Here is a 17,007-nt window from a genome sequence, read left to right on the forward strand (position 1 = left end):
GCCGACCTCGTAGGCGGCCGCCGACAGTCACGTCCCATCGAGCCGCCCTCGGGCGGCTCGAGCCATGTCTGGATGGCCTCGCGCACCTGAGGGCTGAACCCCAGGAGCACCCCATGACCACCCAGCCGGCCCTCTCCCCCTCCCCCACGCCGTCGGGCGTCGACGCTCTCGCGAGCACAGACTCCCCCTCGAGCACAGACGCCCCCTCAAGCACCGACGCAGCCGCCGCCCGCAGCCGCGAGCTCGCCGCGTCGATCGCCCAGGACCCGACCCGCCACCGAATGCTCACCGGCGACCGCCCCACGGGTGACCTGCACATCGGGCACTACCTCAGCAGCCTGCGCAGCCGCGTCGCGCTGCAGGACGCCGGCGTCGACTCGTTCGTCCTCATCGCCGACTACCAGGTGATCACCGACCGCGACTCGGTCGGCCGGCTCCAGGACCACACGTTCTCGCTGCTCGCGGACTACCTCGCGGCGGGCGTCGACCCGCGACGCTCCACGATCTTCACCCATTCCGCGGTGCCCGCCCTCAACCAGCTGATGCTGCCGTTTCTCAGCCTGGTCACGCAGGCCGAGCTGCTGCGCAACCCGACGGTCAAGGACGAGCTCGCCGCGAGCCGCCGTCCCCTCTCCGGCCTGCTGCTCACCTACCCCGTCCACCAGGCTGCCGACATCCTGTTCTGCCAGGCGGACGTCGTGCCCGTCGGGCGCGACCAGCTCCCCCACCTCGAGCAGACCCGCGTCATCGCGCGCCGCTTCAACGCTCGCTACGCGGACGGCGCGGCGCTCTTCCCGGAGCCCTCCGCCCTCCTGAACGACCAGCAGCTCATCCTCGGCACGGACGGCCGGAAGATGTCCAAGACCCGTGGCAACGTGATCCGGCTCGCGGCTACCGAGTACGAGACGGCGGCCCTCCTGCGCAAGGCGCGCACCGACTCCGAGTCGACCATCACCTACGAGCCCGAGCGGCGCCCGGAGGTCGCCAACCTGCTCACGATCGCCGCCGGGTTCACCGGCGAGACCCCCGAGGCGCTCGCTGCGGCGGTGGGCAGCGGCGGTGGAGCGCTCAAGGCGCTCGTCATCGAGGCGGTGAACGAGGGGCTGCGGGCGCACCGCGAGCGACGACGCGAGCTCGTGGCCGACCGCGCGCAGCTCGTCGAGATCCTCCACGAGGGGAACGCCCGGGCCAACGCCGTCGCCGAGGCGACGCTCGCCGAGGTCCGCAGGGCGATGTCGATGGACTACTGACCGAGCCCGCCGTGGAGCTGCCGGAGCCACGCACGCGTCCCGACGCCCACCCGGCCGCACCTAGTCTGGCCCCGTGATCACGATTCCCGACCAGTCCAGCGCGGGCGTCATCTGGAGCGTCCTCGCGGTCCTCGCAGGCGTTCTCTTCCTCGTCGCGTTCGTCGTGTGGGCCCGCAGCAGGGACCGCTCGATCGTCTCGCTCGGCTGGTTCGTCGTCATGGTCGCGATACCGATCCTCGGCCCCGCCGGGTACCTCGTGGACTCGCGTCGTCGCGCACGTCTCGCCGCCTCTGGCCATAAGGCTGAGGACTCCGACTACGTCGGAAGCGCCGGCACCGCGCGAAGCACCACGCACGACGGCGAGCGCCGGTAGCGCTCAGCCCTCGCCGTCGAGCGCCTCGAGGATCGCAAGCACCTCGCGCGCGACCGCGGCGGGCGTGCGCCGGTCCGTCGAGACCCGGTGTGTCGCCACCGCCTCGTAGGTCGGGCGGCGCTCCCCCATCAGCCGCTCCCAGCGCTGCCGTGGCGTCTCACCCTCCCCGTGCAGCAGCGGGCGGTTCGCGTCGACGCCGATCCGCAGCGCCGCGGTGCGCGCGGACACGTCGAGGAACACCACGACGCCGCCGGCCGCGCGGTACGCCTCGAGCACCGCCCGCGTGTCGGGGTGCAGCACCGCGCCCCCGCCGAGTGACACCACGCCGTCGTGCTCCGCGAGGGCGCGCGCGACGGCCTCGTGCTCCAGGGCGCGGAAGGCGGCCTCGCCGTCGGCCTCGAAGATCTCCGGGATGGACCGTCCCGCCGTCTCCTCGACGTCCGCGTCCGTGTCGCGCACGCCCAGCTCCAGCGCTGTGGCGACCCGCCGGCCGACCGCGCTCTTGCCCGAGCCCATCGGCCCGCACAGCACCACGGCCGGCCGCCGCCCGCCGGCGCCGCTCACGCGCGCTCCCCCGGCTGAGTCCCCGCACGCGCCAGCACGTTCTGCACCGCGCGCACGTCGGCGACGGCGAGCTGGCCGGGCGCCGACGCCTCGCCGACCATCGCGAACGTGAATGGCGCACCCCACAGGCCCCCGGCCACGCGCGTCAGCACGCCGAGCGCGCCCATCGCGACGGGCACCACGGACCGCGCGGTCGCCTCGTGCGCGCTGACGGCGGCGTCGAGCAGGCGCACGACGTCGTACGCCGACTCGGGCATCACGGCCACCTTGAGCACGTCCGCGCCCCGGCGGGCGAGCTCCCGGAACCGCGACGGCAGGTCGTCCGGCGTGCCGCTGAAGTCGTGGCTGGAGCCGACCACGACGACGCCGGCCGCCCGGGCTGCGGCCACGACCACCGCCGCGTCCTCCTCGGGCCGGGTCAGCTCGACGTCGACGGCGTCCACCCCGGCCGCGACGAGTGCGAGCAGCAGGTCGGTGTACTCGCCGTCGTCCGCCTCCCCCGGACCGCCCTCGAGGCGCGAACGGTAGGTCGCGAGCACCCGAACGCCGCCCAGCTCCGCCCGCAGCGCGGCCACCAGCTCGGCCACGGCCGACGGCGCGAGCGCGTGCGCCGCTCCCCCGCCCCAGGCGTCCAGGCGCCACTCCACGAGGTCGGCGCCGCCGGCGACGGCGGCCGCGGTCCGCTCGAGCAGGTCCTGGCCGTCCGCGCCGGCGACGGGAACGGCGACGGCCGGTGAGGCGGGGGTGAGCGGGAAGGGCGGACGCACGCCCCCATCCCACCACGCTCTCAGGCGACCTTCACGCGACCTCCACACCGCCCCGGGAACATAGGACGGGCCGTCCCACGTTGTACCGATCAGTCCGCAGACTCACCGAGAAGAGGGAGACCCCCCATGGCAGAGCGCACCCTCCGTGGCATGAAGATCGGTGCCAACAGCATGGAGACCGAGGTCGGCGTCGAGCTGGCACCCCGCGTGGAAGCCGTCTACGACTGCCCCGACGGCCGCGTTCTCGTGATCCCGTTCTCCGTCGAGGCCGACATCCCGCCCGTGTGGGAGGCCCCCGGCGGCGGCGAGGCTCTTCTTCGCGACGCCGAGCGTCCCGAGCCGAAGGCCACCAAGCCGCAGCGCACCCACTGGGACATGCTGCTCGAGCGCCGCAGCATCGCCGAGCTCGAGGAGCTCCTCAACGAGCGGCTCGAGCTGCTCCGATCGGGTCAGCTCCGCAAGAGCGCCTGATCCGCTGACACCGCTGACGCCTGGTGCCCCACGGGGCACCGGGCGTCAGTCATGTCCGGGGCCGTTCGTGGGCTCCGGCCGCGCGGCCCGGCCGAGGACTCGACGGCGCCACGTCAGCCACGCGCGTCACGCCCGTCTCGGCGCAGAACGCCCGACGGCGAGCCGATTCTCGGTCACACCCGTACGTCTCCCTCGGCGCGAGCGCGCACCCGGGCGCCCCGCTCGTTCCGCCCACCCGTCGTGCGTCCGGAGGTCGTGCGTCCGGAGGTGGTGCGCCCCGACGTCGTCCGCCCCGACGCGGTCCGCGACCGGCGCCGCGGGTGCGTCACGACCCCGATCAGCACGAGCAGCACCGCGCCGCCGTACGCCAGCCAGGTGAGCACCGGTGCGAGCGTCGTGGCCGGGGTGAGGGAGGTACGCAGCGGGAGCTCCGCCGTCGCGGCCGCGGCCGTGAACAGTTCCGTCCGCTGCGTCACGACGCCGTTGGGGGTGATGACCCCCGAGACGCCGACGGTCGAGACCTGGACCACCGCGCGGCCGTGCTCGACGGCGCGGAACACCGACATCGCGAGCTGCTGCTCCGACTCCGGCGTCTCCCCGAACGACGCGTTGTTGGTCGGCACCACGAGCACCTCGGCGCCCGCGTCGACCGAGTCGGCGACGATCTGGTCGTAGGCGACCTCGAAGCAGATCGCGATGCCGAACGGCACGGATCGTCCGTCCACGTCGACCGGCAGGATGCCGACTCCCGTCCCGGGCTTCATGTCGACCGTCACGAGGTCGACGGCGCTGGAGAAGCGGCGCACGACGTCGCGCAGCGGGATGTACTCGGCGAACGGCGCGGGGTGCTGCTTGGCGTACACGGCCACCGGGCCCACGCCCGGATCCCACCGCAGGTAGTCGTTGTACCGGGCGTCGGCCTTGCCGTCCGCCCCGAACGTGTAGCTCTGCGTCCCGAGCAGGATCGGCGCCTGCACGGCCTGCGCGGCGCCGTCGATCTCCGCCGCGGCCTGCGCGTCGGTGCGCGGGTCGTAGTCGGCGGCGTTCTCGGGCCAGAGCACGACGTCGAGCTCGCCGGCGTGGTCCTGCGCGAGCTCCATCGTGCCCGCCACGTGGTTGCCGATCACCTCGCGTGCGTTGTCGAAGGCGCCGAGCCCCGGTTCGGACACGTTGCCCTGGACGATGCCGACCGTCGTGGTGCCCTGCTCGGGGCGCGAGTCCAGGGGAACCGCCAGCGAGACCAGCGGCACCGCGACGAGCACCCCCAGCACCACGGCGCCCCGACCCGGCATGCCCCGCCGCAGCGACCACCAGCCGATCGCGAGGGTCAGTCCGAGGGCCGCGACGAGGCCGGAGACCAGCGGCGTCCCGCCGAGCGACGCGAGCCGCAGCAGCGGTCCGGTGGTCTGGGAGAACGCGAGCCGGCCCCACGGGAAGCCGCCGAACGGCCACGCGGAGCGCAGCGCCTCGATGGCGACCCAGGCGATCGCGAAGGCCGGCACCGCGAGCACGGCCCGGTCACGCACGGGCGGCCAGCGCCGGATCCACACCCACGCGGCGCCGAACGCGCCGACCATCATCGCCTCGGCGCTCGACAGCGCGACCCACGGCACCACGCCGACGGCCTCGTTCGCCCACCAGATGTGCACGAGGAAGAACGACAGGCCCCAGACGGTCCCGACGACGAACCCCCACCGGGCGCTCTCGCGGCGCAGAGCGAGCGCCAGCAGGGCGACACCGAGGATCGCGAGCGGCCACACGGATCGCTGCGGGAAGGCGGCGTCGGTGACGAGGCCACCGATGACGGCGAGCAGCAGCGTCAGGAGCCGGGACGGCTCGGACGTGGGGGGCACCCCGCCAGGATAAGCCGGGCCGGGAGGTCCCGCGGCCTGGCCCTGCGGACTTCGGGCCGTCGTGCATCCACGACGTTGTCTAGTGCCCGCAGGGTCAGGCCGCGAACCGCTCCGGTGCGGTTTCGTTCGAGGTGCGCCCCCTCCACCGCGTCGGTGCCAGGACGAGGGAACCGCCACCGTCGGAAGGTGTCAAGTTGGTAACGGTGCAGGTCGCGAGTGTGGCCGCAGGTCAGCGACGGGCAACGGATCGTTGAACGTCAGAGGTCCTCGGCGTGTCGTGCCCGACGGCGTGTCACACCCTCGTGCTAGGGCGCCACGGCCCGCGGCGCACCCTCGCCGACGACCGGCCGACCACCGGCGGCCGCCCCGTCTCCGGCGACCGGCCGACCGTCCCGGTAGGCCCGGACCAGGCGCGGCGGCACCCAGTCCGCATCGTCGAGCCGGCCAAGCGCGGGCAGCGGAGCAAGGCCCGCACGGGAGTCGGTGGAGAAGCGCGCCCGTGCCTCGTCGGCGACCTGCACCACGAGGTCGGGCGCGTCCCACACCACGAGCGTCGCGGGGGCGCCGACCACGAGCCGCGCGTCGGGACCGCCGCCGGCCGCGCGCCACGCGCCACGGGTGTGCGCCGTGAACGCGGCCCGCGCCGACAGCCCGCACGCCAGGGCGGCCTGCAGGAGCCGCCAGGGCGCCACCTGCCGGCCCGGCGCGGTGCCGAACGCCAGGGGCACCCCCGCGGCCGCCGCGGCTGCCAGCGGGGCACCTGCGGGGTCGAGGTCGCGCGGGTCCACGCACGCCACGGTGCCGGGACGGTCCGCGATCAACGCGGTCAGCGCGGCGGACTCGGGTATCCACGCCGCACCCGACGCACGCGGCGCGACGGCGAGCACGCCCGCCGAGGCGAGCTCCGCCGTCGTGCCCGCGGGCTGACCGGCATCGACGAAGGCGGGCGCGACCCAGGCGCCCGCGAGGTCGACGACCTCGTCGGCGCCGAGCGCCTGCACGTCCGCACCGCTCTCCTCGCCGAGCCACGCCACGCCGTCGGGCGTCAGAACGATCGCCGTGGCGAAGGGGTCGGCCGCGCTGTAGACGGTGCCCCCGCGCAGCAGCACCGTGCCCGTGGTGGCGACTGCAGCCTCGCTCGTCATCCTCGTCCCGTCGGTCGTCGTGCGATCAGTTGCTGCGGCGTCTGCTGGGTCATGTGCTGCGGCGTCAGTCGTGACGCCGTCGCCCGTCGTGCCCTCGGCCGACGCGGCGGCCGCGGCCCGGCTCACAGCTCCTGCCCCACGACGCCGCGGCGCACGAGGTCCATCGCCTCGCGCGCGCGGCGTCGCAACGCGGACGTGGGCGCGGCGACGGAGAGCTGGTCGAGCACGTCGAGCACCTGCCGGCACCAGCGCACGAGGTCGCCGGCGCCCAGGTCGCTCGCGGCGAGCACGTCGGCGAGCGAGGCGCCCCGAGCCCACGACCACAGGCTGCGGACCAGACCGAGGTCCACGGCGGGCGACGGCGTGAGGCCGACGTGCCGCTCGAGCTCCTCGATCTCGTGACCGGTGCGCACGACGGCGTCCAGCGCCGTCGAGAGCGCGGGTGACACCCCGCGCACCACGGCGGTCTTGTCGCCGTCGTCGTCGCCCCGCGAGGTGTAGACGATGGCCGTGGCCGCCGCGGCGAGCTCGGCGGCGGACAGGGCGTCCCACGCCCCCGAGCGCAGGCACTGCGCGAGCACGAGATCGCGCTCGGAGTAGAGCCGGCGCAGCCAGGTGCCCTCGGCGGTGACGATGGTGCCTGCGGTCCCACCGTCGTCGGTCTCGGCGAGGTAGCCGAGGGTCAGCAGCACCTCGCAGACCCGGTCGAAGTCCCGTGCGATCGAGGTGGTGCGCCCGGCGATGCGCTCGGCGAGCCGGTCCCGCTCGCGCTCGAGGCCCTCGGCGCGGCGCGCCCAGCGCACGTGGTCCTCGCGCTCGGGGCAGCCGTGGCACGGGTGCGCGCGCAGCGCCTGGCGCAGGCGACGCAGCTCGACGTCCTCGTTCACGCCGTGCCCACCACCGTCGCCCCACGGGTCGGGCGCCCCGACGCCCTCCGCGATCGCGTTGCGCAGGCTGGACGCGAGGTCGCGGCGCTGGCGGGGGTCGCGGGCGTTGAACGAGCGCGGGATCCGGACGCGCCCGGCGACGCGCACGCCCTGCGGTGCCTCGGCCAGCCCGATGGTGCGCACCTGGCGCTCCTCGGTGAGCACCTGCGGCCGCGGCCCGTCGAACCCGGGCAGGCCCGGCTCGACCACCACGGCCCAGCCCGAGCGCCGCCCGCGCGGGATCTCCACGACGTCACCCGGCCGCAGCGCGGCGAGGCTGTCGGCCGCGGCCCGGCGCCGCTCCCCCGCGCGCTCACGCTGCCCGTCCGCCTCCAGCTCGGAGATCCGACGGCGCAGCTCGAGGTACTCGGTGATGTCGCCGCGGTCGCACGCCATCGCCTCGCGGTAGCCCGCGAGGCCCTCCTCGTGCTTGCGGAGCTGACGGGCGAGGTGCACCACCGCGCCGTCGGCCTGGAACTGCGCGAAGGACTGCTCGAGCACGCCGCGCACGCGCTCGCGGCTTGAGCCGGAGAGCAGGTTGACGGCCATGTTGTAGGTGGGCCGGAAGCTCGACCGCAGCGGGTAGGTGCGCCGCGAGGCCAGGCCCGCGACGGCGAGCGGGTCCACGCCCGAGGCGTACAGCACGATGGCGTGCCCCTCGATGTCGATCCCGCGGCGCCCGGCGCGACCCGTGAGCTGGGTGTACTCCCCCGGCGTCACGTCGGCGTGCCCGCGCCCGTCCCACTTCACCAGTCGCTCGAGCACGACCGATCGCGCGGGCATGTTCACCCCGAGCGCAAGGGTCTCGGTGGCGAAGACGACCTTGACGAGGCCGGCGACGAACAGCGTCTCGACGGCCTCCTTGAACAGCGGCAGCAGCCCGGCGTGGTGCGCCGCGACGCCGCGGCTCGCGGCCGCTGCGAACGCCGAGAACCCGACGGCCTCGAGGTCCTCGCCGGGGATGCGCACCGACAGCTCGTGCAGCACCTCCCCGATCCGGCGCCGCTCCGCCTCGGTCGTCAGCCGCAGGCCCGAGGCGAGGACCTGGTCCACGGCTGCCTCGCAGCCGGCTCGGGAGAACACGAAGACGATGGCAGGCAGGAGCCCGGCGGAGTCGAGGCGCTGCAGCACGACGTCGCGACGCGGCGGACGCACCCCGCCGCGGCCGGCGCCGCCCGAGGTCTTGCCCGGCCGGCCGCGGTGCCGGGCGTTCTGCCCGCGACCGCGCCGGTCCTCGGGTCCCGATGCGCGCTCGGCGCGGCGCACCGCCTCGACGAGCTCGGGGTTGACGGGCGGGTTGGGCCCGGGGTCGGAGGCGTCGACCGCCGCCGTGTAGAGGTCCAGCACCTCGTGCCGCACCATCATGTGCTGCCACAGCGGGACCGGGCGCCGCTCGGTCACCACGACCGCGGTCTCGCCCCGGACCTCCGTGAGCCAGCTGCCGAACTCCTCGGCGTTCGACACGGTCGCCGAGAGCGAGACGAGCCGGACGTCGTCGGGCAGCAGGAGGATGACCTCCTCCCACACCCCGCCGCGCGCGGCATCGGCCAGGTAGTGCACCTCGTCCATGACGACGAAGCCGAGGCCGTCCAGCGCGTTGGAGCGCGCGTAGATCATGTTGCGCAGCACCTCCGTGGTCATGACGACGACGTCGGCGCCCGCGTTGATGCTGACGTCGCCCGTGAGGAGCCCGACGCGCTCGGCGCCGTGCGCGCGCACGAGCTCGAGGTACTTCTGGTTCGAGAGCGCCTTGATCGGCGTCGTGTAGAACGCCTTGCGTCCCGCGGCGAGGCCGAGGAAGACGGCGAACTCCCCCACCACGGTCTTGCCGGCGCCCGTCGGCGCGGCCACGAGGACGTCCTCGCCCGCAGCGAGGTGCTGGCACGCGTCGCGCTGGAACTCGTCCATCGGGAACGGCAGCCCGTCGGCGAACCGGCGCAGGTGGTCCGCGGCGCCGCCGGAGGAGGTCTCGAGCGCTCGACGCTGGACGAAGGCCGCGTACCGCTCGGCGGGCGTGGTCATGCTCCCACCCTAAGCGCGCCGTCAGGCGAGCAGCCGCAGCGCCTGCGGCACCACGCGGACACGCAGCGGCAGGCTCCCGACGGGTTCGCCGTCGGCGTGCACGACCGGCGGTGCGGCCCGTCCCGGCCGGTGCGGGACGCGCAGCTCCACCTCACGCGCCCGGGTCACGTGCACCACCGGGTGGTCCACGTGCGTGCCGCGGTAGACCCGCGGGAACACCGTGAGCAGCGTGCGGCGCGGCACCGTCCGGGCCGTCACGACGTCGAGCATCCCGTCGGTCCACGACGCGTCCGGGGCGATGAGCATGCCGCCGCCGATCCGGGCGCCGTTGGCGATCGCGACGAGGGTGCCGCTCTCGGGCAGCGCCACGCCGTCGGCCACGACGGCGACGTCGAACCCGCGGAAGGCGACCAGCTCGCGCGCGAGGGCGACGAGGTAGCGGGCGCTGCCCCGCGGCCAGGCGGTCGCGTTCGCGCGCGCGTTGACCGCGGCGTCGATGCCCGCGCTCGCGACGCCGACGAACCAGCGCCGGCGGGCGGGGTCGGCGTCCAGGGGCGTGATCTCGCCGACGTCGACGACCACGGGATCGCGCCCGAGGGCGCCCAGGAGGTGGGTGACGGCGGCGACGGGGTTGCCGCGCGGCAGGCCGAGCGCTCGGGCGGTGTCGTTGCCGGTCCCGGCCGGCACGAGCCCGACTGGCAGGTGCGGCGCGTGCTGCAGCACGCAGTTCGCCGCGAGGTTGAGCACGCCGTCGCCGCCCACGGCCACGAGCGCGTCGGCGTCGGCCTCGACGGCGAACGCCGCCGCCCGGATGCGCGCCGAGGCCGCGTCGGGGGCCGTGAGGTCGACGACCTCGTGGCCACTCGCGGCCAGCAGGTCGAGGGCCTCGCGGCCGGCCGCGGCCGCGCGTCCGCCCCCGGCGGCCGGGTTGACCAGCACGCCCAGGCGCACGCGGGTCAGGCCTTGCGCGCGTCGGGGTGGGCGGGCTGGGCGGGCTGGGCTTGGGCCGGCATCACAGTGGTCGGCAGCGCGGCCGGCGACGGCGAGGCCGGGTGCGCCGCCGCTGCTGCGGCCGCCGCTCGCGCGTCGGCGCGGGGGCCGCCCGAGATGTCGTCCCACTGGGCGGCGGCGCGCTCGAACCGGAACCGACGCCGCGCCCGACGCGTGGCGCGCACCCCGGCCCGCACCTCGTGCAGGGCGGTGCGCTGCTGCGGGCTCAGCACGATCTGAGGAGCGATGGCCTCGACCTCGCCCGCGAGCTCGTCGAGCTCGCGCACGCGCGCCTCGAGGCGCTCGAGCACGACCTCGGCCTTGGCGACCTCCCGCCCCAGCGCCTTCACCGATCGCCACAGCCGCAGGCCGATCCAGGCGAACACGCCCAGCGCCGCGACCACCAGGATCACCCACACGAGCCACCAGGGCATCAGGAACCTCCGCCGTCGGGACCAGTGCCATACAGCGCGAGGGCCGCCCGCGCCCGCGCCGCCACCCGCGCGGCGTGCTCGGGCGGGTCGAGGGCGAGCACGTCGGGACCGAGATCGAGCACGAGCCGGTCCAGCCACGCGGGATCGGCGACGGCGAGCATCACCGTGATCCGGCCGTCGCCCTCGGCGACCACCTCCCCGCCGAAGCGCTCGGCGACCCAGCGGCTGCGCGGCGTGAGCTCGAGCCGCACCGAGTGCGGGCGGGCGCTGGGCCGCACCGAGTCCGCGGTGCGCGTCCCGGGCCGGCCGGGCGCGACGGGCTCGCCGGTCGGCTGCACCGCGACGACCCGGTCGAGGCGGAAGTGACGCACGTCGTCGGCGCGCAGGCACCAGGCGCGCAGGTACCAGTGCTCGCCGTCGGAGGAGATCTCCAGCGGGTCGACGTCGCGCTCGGTGGTCTGGTCCGAGGCCCCGGCGTAGGTGAGGTGCAGGCGTGCGCCGTCGCGCAGGGCCTGGCGCACGACGGAGAGCACCCCGCTCACGTGGTCCGCCACCGTCGTGTCGCCGGGCGCGACGCTCACGGCGTCGGCCGCGACAACGGCCTCACCCGCGGCCATGGTGAGCTTCTCCAGCGCCGAGCGCACGACGGTCTGCTCCACCCCGGGCAGGCTCGCGAGGGCGCGCAGCGCGACGATGAGGGCCACGGCCTCGGACGGCTGCAGACGCAGCGGTCGGTCCATGCCGCGCGCGTTCGTCAGGACGATCGTGTTCGCGTCGAAGGCGTCGCCGTTGAAGTCGATGAGGTCGTCGGCCTGGTACCCGGGCGTGCCGGACATCCACAGCGTCTCAACGTCGCGCAGCACCTGTGCCTCGGTCACGCCGAAGTGCCGCGCAACCTCGGCGACCCCGACGGCGTCGCGCTCGGCGAGATAGCTCACCATCGCGAGCAGCCGGTTGACGCGCTCGATCGTCGTCTCAGCCACGGGTACCCCCGGCGCCGGACGCTGCGCTCGCGGGAGCCGCGCTGCCGGGGGCGGGCTCGCCGTCGGGCGCGGGGGTGACCGCCGCTGCACCCGCACGAGCCGCGCTGCCGGGGGCGGGCTCGCCGTCGAGCATCGCGACGGCGCGCAACCGCGCGACCACGGCGGTGCGGAGCCGCTCGGGCTCGCGCACGAGCACGGCGTCGGTGTGCCCGGCGACGAGACCCGCGAGGTCCTCGAGGTCGCCGACGGGGAGCTGGAGGACGTCCCAGCCCTCGTCGTGGCCCGTTCCGGCCTCGACCGAGCGCGCACGCACGCGCAGGGAGGCACCGCGACCGGGGCGCACGAGCAGGGTCGCGACGCCCGCCTCGCCGGCCTCGAGCGGCGGCTCGCCGACGGCGTGCCGAGCCGGCTCGTCCGTCACCGTCACCGCGCCGACCACGCGGGAGAGACGGAACTGTCGCTCGGCGTCGCGCGCGGTGTCCCACGCCTGGAGGTACCAGGCGCCCTCGCGCACGAGCAGCCGCCAGGGCTCGACCCGGCGGCGCGAGGTGGTGCCCGAGCTTGCGGCGCGGTAGTCGAAGGTGGCGAGGCGGCGGCGGTGCACCGCCTCGAGGAGAGCGTCGAAAGACGCCTCGGGCGGCGGGACGCGGAGCACGTGACCGGCGAGGTCGGCCGAGGCGCCGGGCGCGACGGCGTTGAGCTTGACGAGGCCGCGGCGGGCGCGCGCGTCGAGGTCGGCGCCCTGCCACACCTGCGCGGCGACGCTGAGGATGCCGATCTCCTCGGGCGTGAGGCCGAGCTCGGGCATGGTGTAGCCGTCGAGGTCGATGCGGTAGCCGATGTCGTCACCGTGCGCGTCGTCGACGACGGTCACGAGCGGGATCCCGGCCTCGCGCAGAGCGGTCTTGTCGCGCTCGAACATCCGCTCGAACGTGCGGTCGTTGGCGGCGCCGTACCCGTTCACGCGCGCGCGGATGTCCGCCTTCGTCATGCGGTGGTTGGTGTGCGTCAGCGCGATGACGAGATCGAGCAGCCGCTCGGCCGCGGGCACCTGTTCGGACATCGGGCCCAGCCTAGTGTGGGGGGATGATCATCTGGCGCGACGCCGTCGTCGAGTCCCTGGGGCCGGCCTGGCCGGGCGTGCAGGAGGTCCGCGCGAGGATCACCGCGGGGTCCTCCGAGCCGTCTTCGTCGGCAGCCGGGGCGTCTGCGCCCGCCGCCGGTGCGTCTGCGCCCGCCGCCGAAACGCCGGCGCTCGCCGCTGGGGCCGAGGTCCGGGCGCTCGCGTACACCGCGCTCGTGGGGACGCCCGCCGTCGGGGACCGGGTCACGCTCACGTGCTCGGCGCTCGCGCGAGGGCTCGGCACGGGCGGCTACGCGCTGGTCGCGGCGCTGCCGGACGCGCTGCCCGCGGATCCGCCGGCCGGGCCGGGCCACCTCGTCAAGGCGCGCTACACCCCGCTGCAGCCGCTCGTGCTCGGCGTGGACGAGCAGGAGTCGCCCGACCACGAGACGCTGCGTGAGGCCGACGACCTCGCCGGGATGCCCGTCGTCGTCGCCGACCTGCACTCCGCGCTGCCCGCGATCGTGGCCGGCCTGCGTTCCGAGGCCGCGGCGCTCGGCCTGCCGGTGCCGCGCGTCGCGTACGTGATGACCGACGGCGGCGCGCTGCCCGCCTGGTTCTCCCGCGCCGCGGCCGGCTTGCGCGAGGCGGGCTGGATCGCCGGGACCGTGACCGTGGGGCAGGCGTTCGGCGGCGACCTCGAGGCGGTCACGCTGCACACCGGGCTCCTCGCGGCGCGGCTCGTGCTCGGGGCGGACGTCGCCGTCGTGACGCAGGGGCCGGGCAACCTCGGCACCGGCACGCGCTGGGGGTTCTCCGGGGTCGCGGCGGGTGAGGCGGTCAACGCGGCGGCCGTGCTCGGGGGGCGTCCCGTCGCCTCCCTGCGGGTCTCCGCGGCCGACGCGCGCGGCCGGCACCGCGGTCTGTCCCACCACTCCACGACGGCGTACGGCCGGGTCGCGCTCGCCGTCGCCGACATCGTGGTGCCGACGGCGGCGGGGCTCGCGGACGAAGGCGCCGCTGGGCACGGCGAGGCCGACGGTGAGCGCGGGGCTGGTGGCGCTGCTGGCGCTGGCGGCGCTGGCGGCGCTGGCGGCGCTGGCGATCACGGCGTTCGCGGGGCTTACGACGGCGAGCTCGAACGGGAGGTCACGCTCGCCGCCGGCGACCTGTGCACCCCGATCGGTCGGCACCGCTTCGTCCCTGTGGCGCTCACCGGGCTGCGGGCGGCGCTTGAGGACTCCCCCGTGCGGCTGTCGACGATGGGCCGCGGGCTGGAAGAGGACGCCTCGCCGTTCCTCGCGGCCGCTGCGGCGGGCCGGTGGGCGGCGCGACTGCTCGCGCCCGTGCGCGGGACGGTGTGGCACCTCGCCCTCGCGGACGACTGGGCACTCGCGCAACGGCTCGGCGCCTACGCGATGTCGACCCGCGGGGCGCGGCTCGCGGACGTCGGGTTCGTGCACGCGTCGTCGGCGGACCAGGTGGACGGCGTCGCGAACGCGTTCTACGCCGATCTCGCCAGTGAGGGTGCCGTAGCCCTCGAGATCGACGCCGACGTGCTCGCGGGCGAGGGCATCGCCTGCGTGCTCGAGCCCGGGGATCCGCGCGACCAGACCTCGCAGCGCTTCCCGCACGTGTACGGGGAGGTGCCGGTGGAGGCGGTGCGGCGGGCGCTGCCGTGGCGCGGGACGCTGGCGGCGACGCTCAGCGGGTGACGCTCGGCGGGTGACTCTCGGCGGGTGACGCTCGGCGGGTGACGCTCGGCGGCCAAAGCTCAAGCAGCTCCGCCTCGGCCTCGCTCCCCGCGTCGGCCATCGCTTCGCGGCGCCGCGTCGGCCATCGCTCCCCAGCCCGAGTCGACCACTTTCGGACCGCCGCGCCGGTTGTCCCCCGGTGGCTGGCGTGTCGCTTGTTCGAGCGGGCTTGTGGATATGTTCGTGCAGGTCAGGGCTTGTAGATCGCACATTCGTATCTTAGACTCGACGCATGGCCGCACCCGTCCTGATCGACCCCGCGCACCACGCGCAGGCCGACCTCGCCGCTGCCGTGGCGAACCTGGAGGACCTCATCGACCGCGAGTCGGCGGGTGCCGGCTCCGAGCGCACCCTCCACCTCGCCGAGCTCGTCGAGACCACCACCCGACGCCTGACCCGCCTGCAGCTCCACCTCGCCGCCACCCTCGAGCACGCCACCACCCCACCCGAACCCGGCCACGGCGTCCTCGTCGACCACACCGGAACCCTGCCCCGCCCCACCCTCCTGCCCGACACCACCAGCAGCAGCAGCATCGGCGCCCGTGGCCGCGACGTTGCCGGAACCGGCGACCCGGCCGGCACAGGTGGGGCGGAAGACGTCGGCGCGCGCGGCACCGGCGCCACCGGAGTGCAGGACGCGGGTTGCGCCCCGACCGGCCGGTCGGGGCCGCGTACCCCGTACGCGCGGGCGCGGGACCTGCTGCGGATGCGGCTGCGGATCAGCGGCGCCGAAGCCGGCCGCCGCATCCGCCTGGGCCACGCCCTCGCTCCTCGCACGAGTCTGACCGGGCAGGTCCTGCCGCCCGAGCACCCCGTCCTCGCGTCGGCACTGCCCCATGTGGACCGGGAAGCCACCACCGAGGTCCTGCGCGCCCTCGAACGCGTGAGTGCGGTGCTGGAGCAGGGGGACGTCACCGAGCTCGAACAGGTCCTCACCACCCATGCGACCACGTTCGATCCCGATCAGCTGCGTCGGATCGCCACCCACGCCGTGGCCGTGGCCGACCCCGACGGGGCAGCGCCCAGTGAGAGCCTCAAGCACATCCAGCAAGGCGTCCACATCGGACCCACCCGCAAAGGCCTGACCACCATCCGCCTCGTCGTCGACGCCATCCAGCTCGAGATCCTCCAGACCGTCTTCGACACCGGCACCAACCCCCACACCACCACCCCCACCCCCACCGACACCGACTCCGACAGCGCGAGCCCGGGCACAGCGACCCCCGACACGAACGACGGCGCCGCCACGCTCGACGACTCAGTCCCCGACAGCAACACCATCGACGGCGAGAGTCAGACCATCGACGCCGACGATGAATCGGTCTTCGACCAGGGCGAGACGGTCAACGGCGGGGCCGGTGGCGACGTTCCCGCTCAGAGCGCGACAGGCGGTCCGCCGACGCTGGTGGTGCCGGTGGAGCGGCGCACCCGCCCCCAGGTCATGCTCGACACCCTCATCGCCGCCACGATGTGCATCCTGCGCACCGGTGTCCTGCCCACCACCGGTGGAGCACCCACCCAGGTCATCGTCACCCTCGACGGCGCCGACCTCCTCACCGCCCTGCGCAACCAGACCCCAACCCCCGCTGAAACGGCGAACGCCCGACACGCGCAGGGCACACAGAACGCTTCGAACGCTCCGAACGCTCGAAACAGGGAACCGTCGGCCACACCCGACACCCGAGAGCCGGATGAACCGTTCGACCCGCGCAACCGACCCGGTCCCGCCGCATCCGGTCTCGTCAGATCCGGCCGTCCGCCGAATGCGGACACGAACGCTCCCACGGACACGAACGCGCCCGCGCTCAGCGAGCAGGACCTGGACGGTGTCGCGTGGCTCATCCACGAGGGACCCGTATCCCTGCGCAGCGTGCGGCGCCTGGCGTGCGACGCCGACCTCGTCCCCGTCGTTCTCGGGACCGGTTCGCGTGTCCTCGACCTCGGCCGCAGCCACCGGCTCGTTCCCGCATGGATGCGCACCGCCCTGACCGCACGCGACGGCGGCTGCCTCTTCCCCGGCTGCCACATCCCCGCGACCTGGTGCGACGCCCACCACATCATCCCCTGGTACCAGGGCGGCGCCACCAGCACCGACAACACCGCCCTCCTGTGCGGCTACCACCACCACCTCATCCACACCGGCGACTGGACCCTCACCACCCCACGACCCGGCGCCACACCCACCATCACCCCCGGCCCCACCCTCACCCCGACCCACCACCACGCCTGGACACCCACCCCCGAACAACGCACCAACCGCTACCACCGCTGCTGACTCACCGCGACCGCTGGACGGGTCCGAGACGGCTCGACGACGGCGACGTTGCCAACGATCGCGAGGCGCGTCCGCTAGACGGGGTCCGAAACGGCTCGACGACGACGTGCCAACGATCGCGAGGCGCGTCCGCTTGA

At 75.0% G+C, this 17,007-nt stretch carries 14 protein-coding genes and 1 pseudogene; 6 read left to right on the forward strand and 9 right to left on the reverse strand.

The window, feature by feature from the left end; all coding sequences use genetic code 11:
* Positions 1–113: 113 nt before the first annotated feature.
* Both trpS and AC3AQ1_RS00810 read left to right on the forward strand, forming a co-directional pair.
* Positions 114–1,250: a tryptophan--tRNA ligase gene (gene trpS, locus AC3AQ1_RS00805; RefSeq protein ID WP_108717432.1), complete on the forward strand. Its 1,137-nt coding sequence runs from the start codon at positions 114–116 to the stop codon at positions 1,248–1,250.
* Positions 1,251–1,323: 73 nt separating this feature from the next.
* Entirely contained in the window at positions 1,324–1,623 is a 300-nt protein-coding gene (locus tag AC3AQ1_RS00810; protein WP_108717433.1) for a PLD nuclease N-terminal domain-containing protein, read from the forward strand.
* A gap of 3 nt (positions 1,624–1,626) precedes the next feature.
* On the opposite strand, the gene AC3AQ1_RS00815 is transcribed toward AC3AQ1_RS00810, so the two are convergent.
* A complete protein-coding gene (locus tag AC3AQ1_RS00815; protein ID WP_370445304.1) occupies positions 1,627–2,187 on the reverse strand; it encodes a shikimate kinase in 561 nt (186 codons plus the stop codon).
* A complete protein-coding gene (gene aroD / locus AC3AQ1_RS00820) occupies positions 2,184–2,954 on the reverse strand; it encodes a type I 3-dehydroquinate dehydratase (protein WP_159096319.1) in 771 nt (256 codons plus the stop codon). Before aroD ends, AC3AQ1_RS00815 begins: the two co-directional genes overlap by 4 nt.
* A gap of 126 nt (positions 2,955–3,080) precedes the next feature.
* Between aroD and AC3AQ1_RS00825 the strand changes: the two genes are divergently transcribed.
* Positions 3,081–3,425 (forward strand): RNA polymerase-binding protein RbpA, encoded by a 345-nt coding sequence (locus AC3AQ1_RS00825; protein ID WP_108717435.1) that lies wholly within the window; start codon positions 3,081–3,083, stop codon positions 3,423–3,425.
* Positions 3,426–3,598: 173 nt separating this feature from the next.
* On the opposite strand, the gene lnt is transcribed toward AC3AQ1_RS00825, so the two are convergent.
* The 7 genes from lnt to AC3AQ1_RS00860 all read right to left on the reverse strand — a co-directional run bounded on the left by lnt (position 3,599) and on the right by AC3AQ1_RS00860 (position 12,841).
* The gene (gene lnt, locus AC3AQ1_RS00830; protein ID WP_234417623.1) at positions 3,599–5,278 is read right to left on the reverse strand and encodes an apolipoprotein N-acyltransferase; all 1,680 of its coding nucleotides are present in this window, start codon (positions 5,276–5,278) and stop codon (positions 3,599–3,601) included.
* A 305-nt stretch (positions 5,279–5,583) separates the two neighbouring features.
* On the reverse strand, positions 5,584–6,423 hold the full coding sequence (locus tag AC3AQ1_RS00835; protein WP_108717436.1) for a hypothetical protein: 840 nt from the start codon (positions 6,421–6,423) through the stop codon (positions 5,584–5,586).
* Positions 6,424–6,545: 122 nt separating this feature from the next.
* Positions 6,546–9,371: a DEAD/DEAH box helicase gene (locus AC3AQ1_RS00840; RefSeq protein ID WP_108717437.1), complete on the reverse strand. Its 2,826-nt coding sequence runs from the start codon at positions 9,369–9,371 to the stop codon at positions 6,546–6,548.
* 21 nt (positions 9,372–9,392) lie between these two features.
* Positions 9,393–10,322, reverse strand: a complete 930-nt coding sequence (locus AC3AQ1_RS00845) for a diacylglycerol/lipid kinase family protein (protein ID WP_108717438.1) — start codon at positions 10,320–10,322, stop codon at positions 9,393–9,395.
* 5 nt (positions 10,323–10,327) lie between these two features.
* Positions 10,328–10,795 carry a hypothetical protein gene (locus AC3AQ1_RS00850; RefSeq protein WP_108717439.1) on the reverse strand — a complete coding sequence of 156 codons (468 nt, stop codon included), beginning with the start codon at positions 10,793–10,795 and terminating at the stop codon, positions 10,328–10,330.
* The gene (locus tag AC3AQ1_RS00855) at positions 10,795–11,778 is read right to left on the reverse strand and encodes a helix-turn-helix transcriptional regulator (protein WP_108717440.1); all 984 of its coding nucleotides are present in this window, start codon (positions 11,776–11,778) and stop codon (positions 10,795–10,797) included. Before AC3AQ1_RS00855 ends, AC3AQ1_RS00850 begins: the two co-directional genes overlap by 1 nt.
* A complete protein-coding gene (locus AC3AQ1_RS00860) occupies positions 11,771–12,841 on the reverse strand; it encodes a helix-turn-helix transcriptional regulator (RefSeq protein ID WP_108717441.1) in 1,071 nt (356 codons plus the stop codon). The genes AC3AQ1_RS00855 and AC3AQ1_RS00860 overlap by 8 nt, the downstream gene beginning before the upstream one ends.
* Positions 12,842–12,864: 23 nt before the next feature.
* Here AC3AQ1_RS00860 and AC3AQ1_RS00865 point away from each other — a divergent pair.
* The 3 genes and pseudogenes from AC3AQ1_RS00865 to AC3AQ1_RS00875 all read left to right on the forward strand — a co-directional run.
* Positions 12,865–14,142: pseudogene (locus AC3AQ1_RS00865) on the forward strand (DUF3866 family protein); the annotation flags it as partial.
* Positions 14,143–14,259: 117 nt separating this feature from the next.
* Positions 14,260–14,556, forward strand: a complete 297-nt coding sequence (locus AC3AQ1_RS00870; protein ID WP_370445366.1) for a DUF952 domain-containing protein — start codon at positions 14,260–14,262, stop codon at positions 14,554–14,556.
* A gap of 271 nt (positions 14,557–14,827) precedes the next feature.
* Positions 14,828–16,870 (forward strand): HNH endonuclease signature motif containing protein, encoded by a 2,043-nt coding sequence (locus tag AC3AQ1_RS00875; protein WP_108717443.1) that lies wholly within the window; start codon positions 14,828–14,830, stop codon positions 16,868–16,870.
* Positions 16,871–17,007: the final 137 nt, after the last annotated feature.

It is taken from the genome of Miniimonas sp. S16 (assembly GCF_057748195.1).

What these genes read in the sequence shown, in the direction of transcription:
- trpS (WP_108717432.1), top strand. Translation starts at nt 114, where the DNA reads ATGACCACCCAGCCGGCCCTCTCCCCCTCCCCCACGCCGTCGGGCGTC.
- AC3AQ1_RS00825 (WP_108717435.1), top strand. Translation starts at nt 3,081, where the DNA reads ATGGCAGAGCGCACCCTCCGTGGCATGAAGATCGGTGCCAACAGCATG.
- AC3AQ1_RS00835 (WP_108717436.1), bottom strand. Translation starts at nt 6,423, where the DNA reads ATGACGAGCGAGGCTGCAGTCGCCACCACGGGCACGGTGCTGCTGCGC.
- AC3AQ1_RS00840 (WP_108717437.1), bottom strand. Translation starts at nt 9,371, where the DNA reads ATGACCACGCCCGCCGAGCGGTACGCGGCCTTCGTCCAGCGTCGAGCG.
- AC3AQ1_RS00850 (WP_108717439.1), bottom strand. Translation starts at nt 10,795, where the DNA reads ATGCCCTGGTGGCTCGTGTGGGTGATCCTGGTGGTCGCGGCGCTGGGC.
- AC3AQ1_RS00860 (WP_108717441.1), bottom strand. Translation starts at nt 12,841, where the DNA reads ATGTCCGAACAGGTGCCCGCGGCCGAGCGGCTGCTCGATCTCGTCATC.
- AC3AQ1_RS00870 (WP_370445366.1), top strand. Translation starts at nt 14,260, where the DNA reads ATGTCGACCCGCGGGGCGCGGCTCGCGGACGTCGGGTTCGTGCACGCG.
- AC3AQ1_RS00875 (WP_108717443.1), top strand. Translation starts at nt 14,828, where the DNA reads ATGGCCGCACCCGTCCTGATCGACCCCGCGCACCACGCGCAGGCCGAC.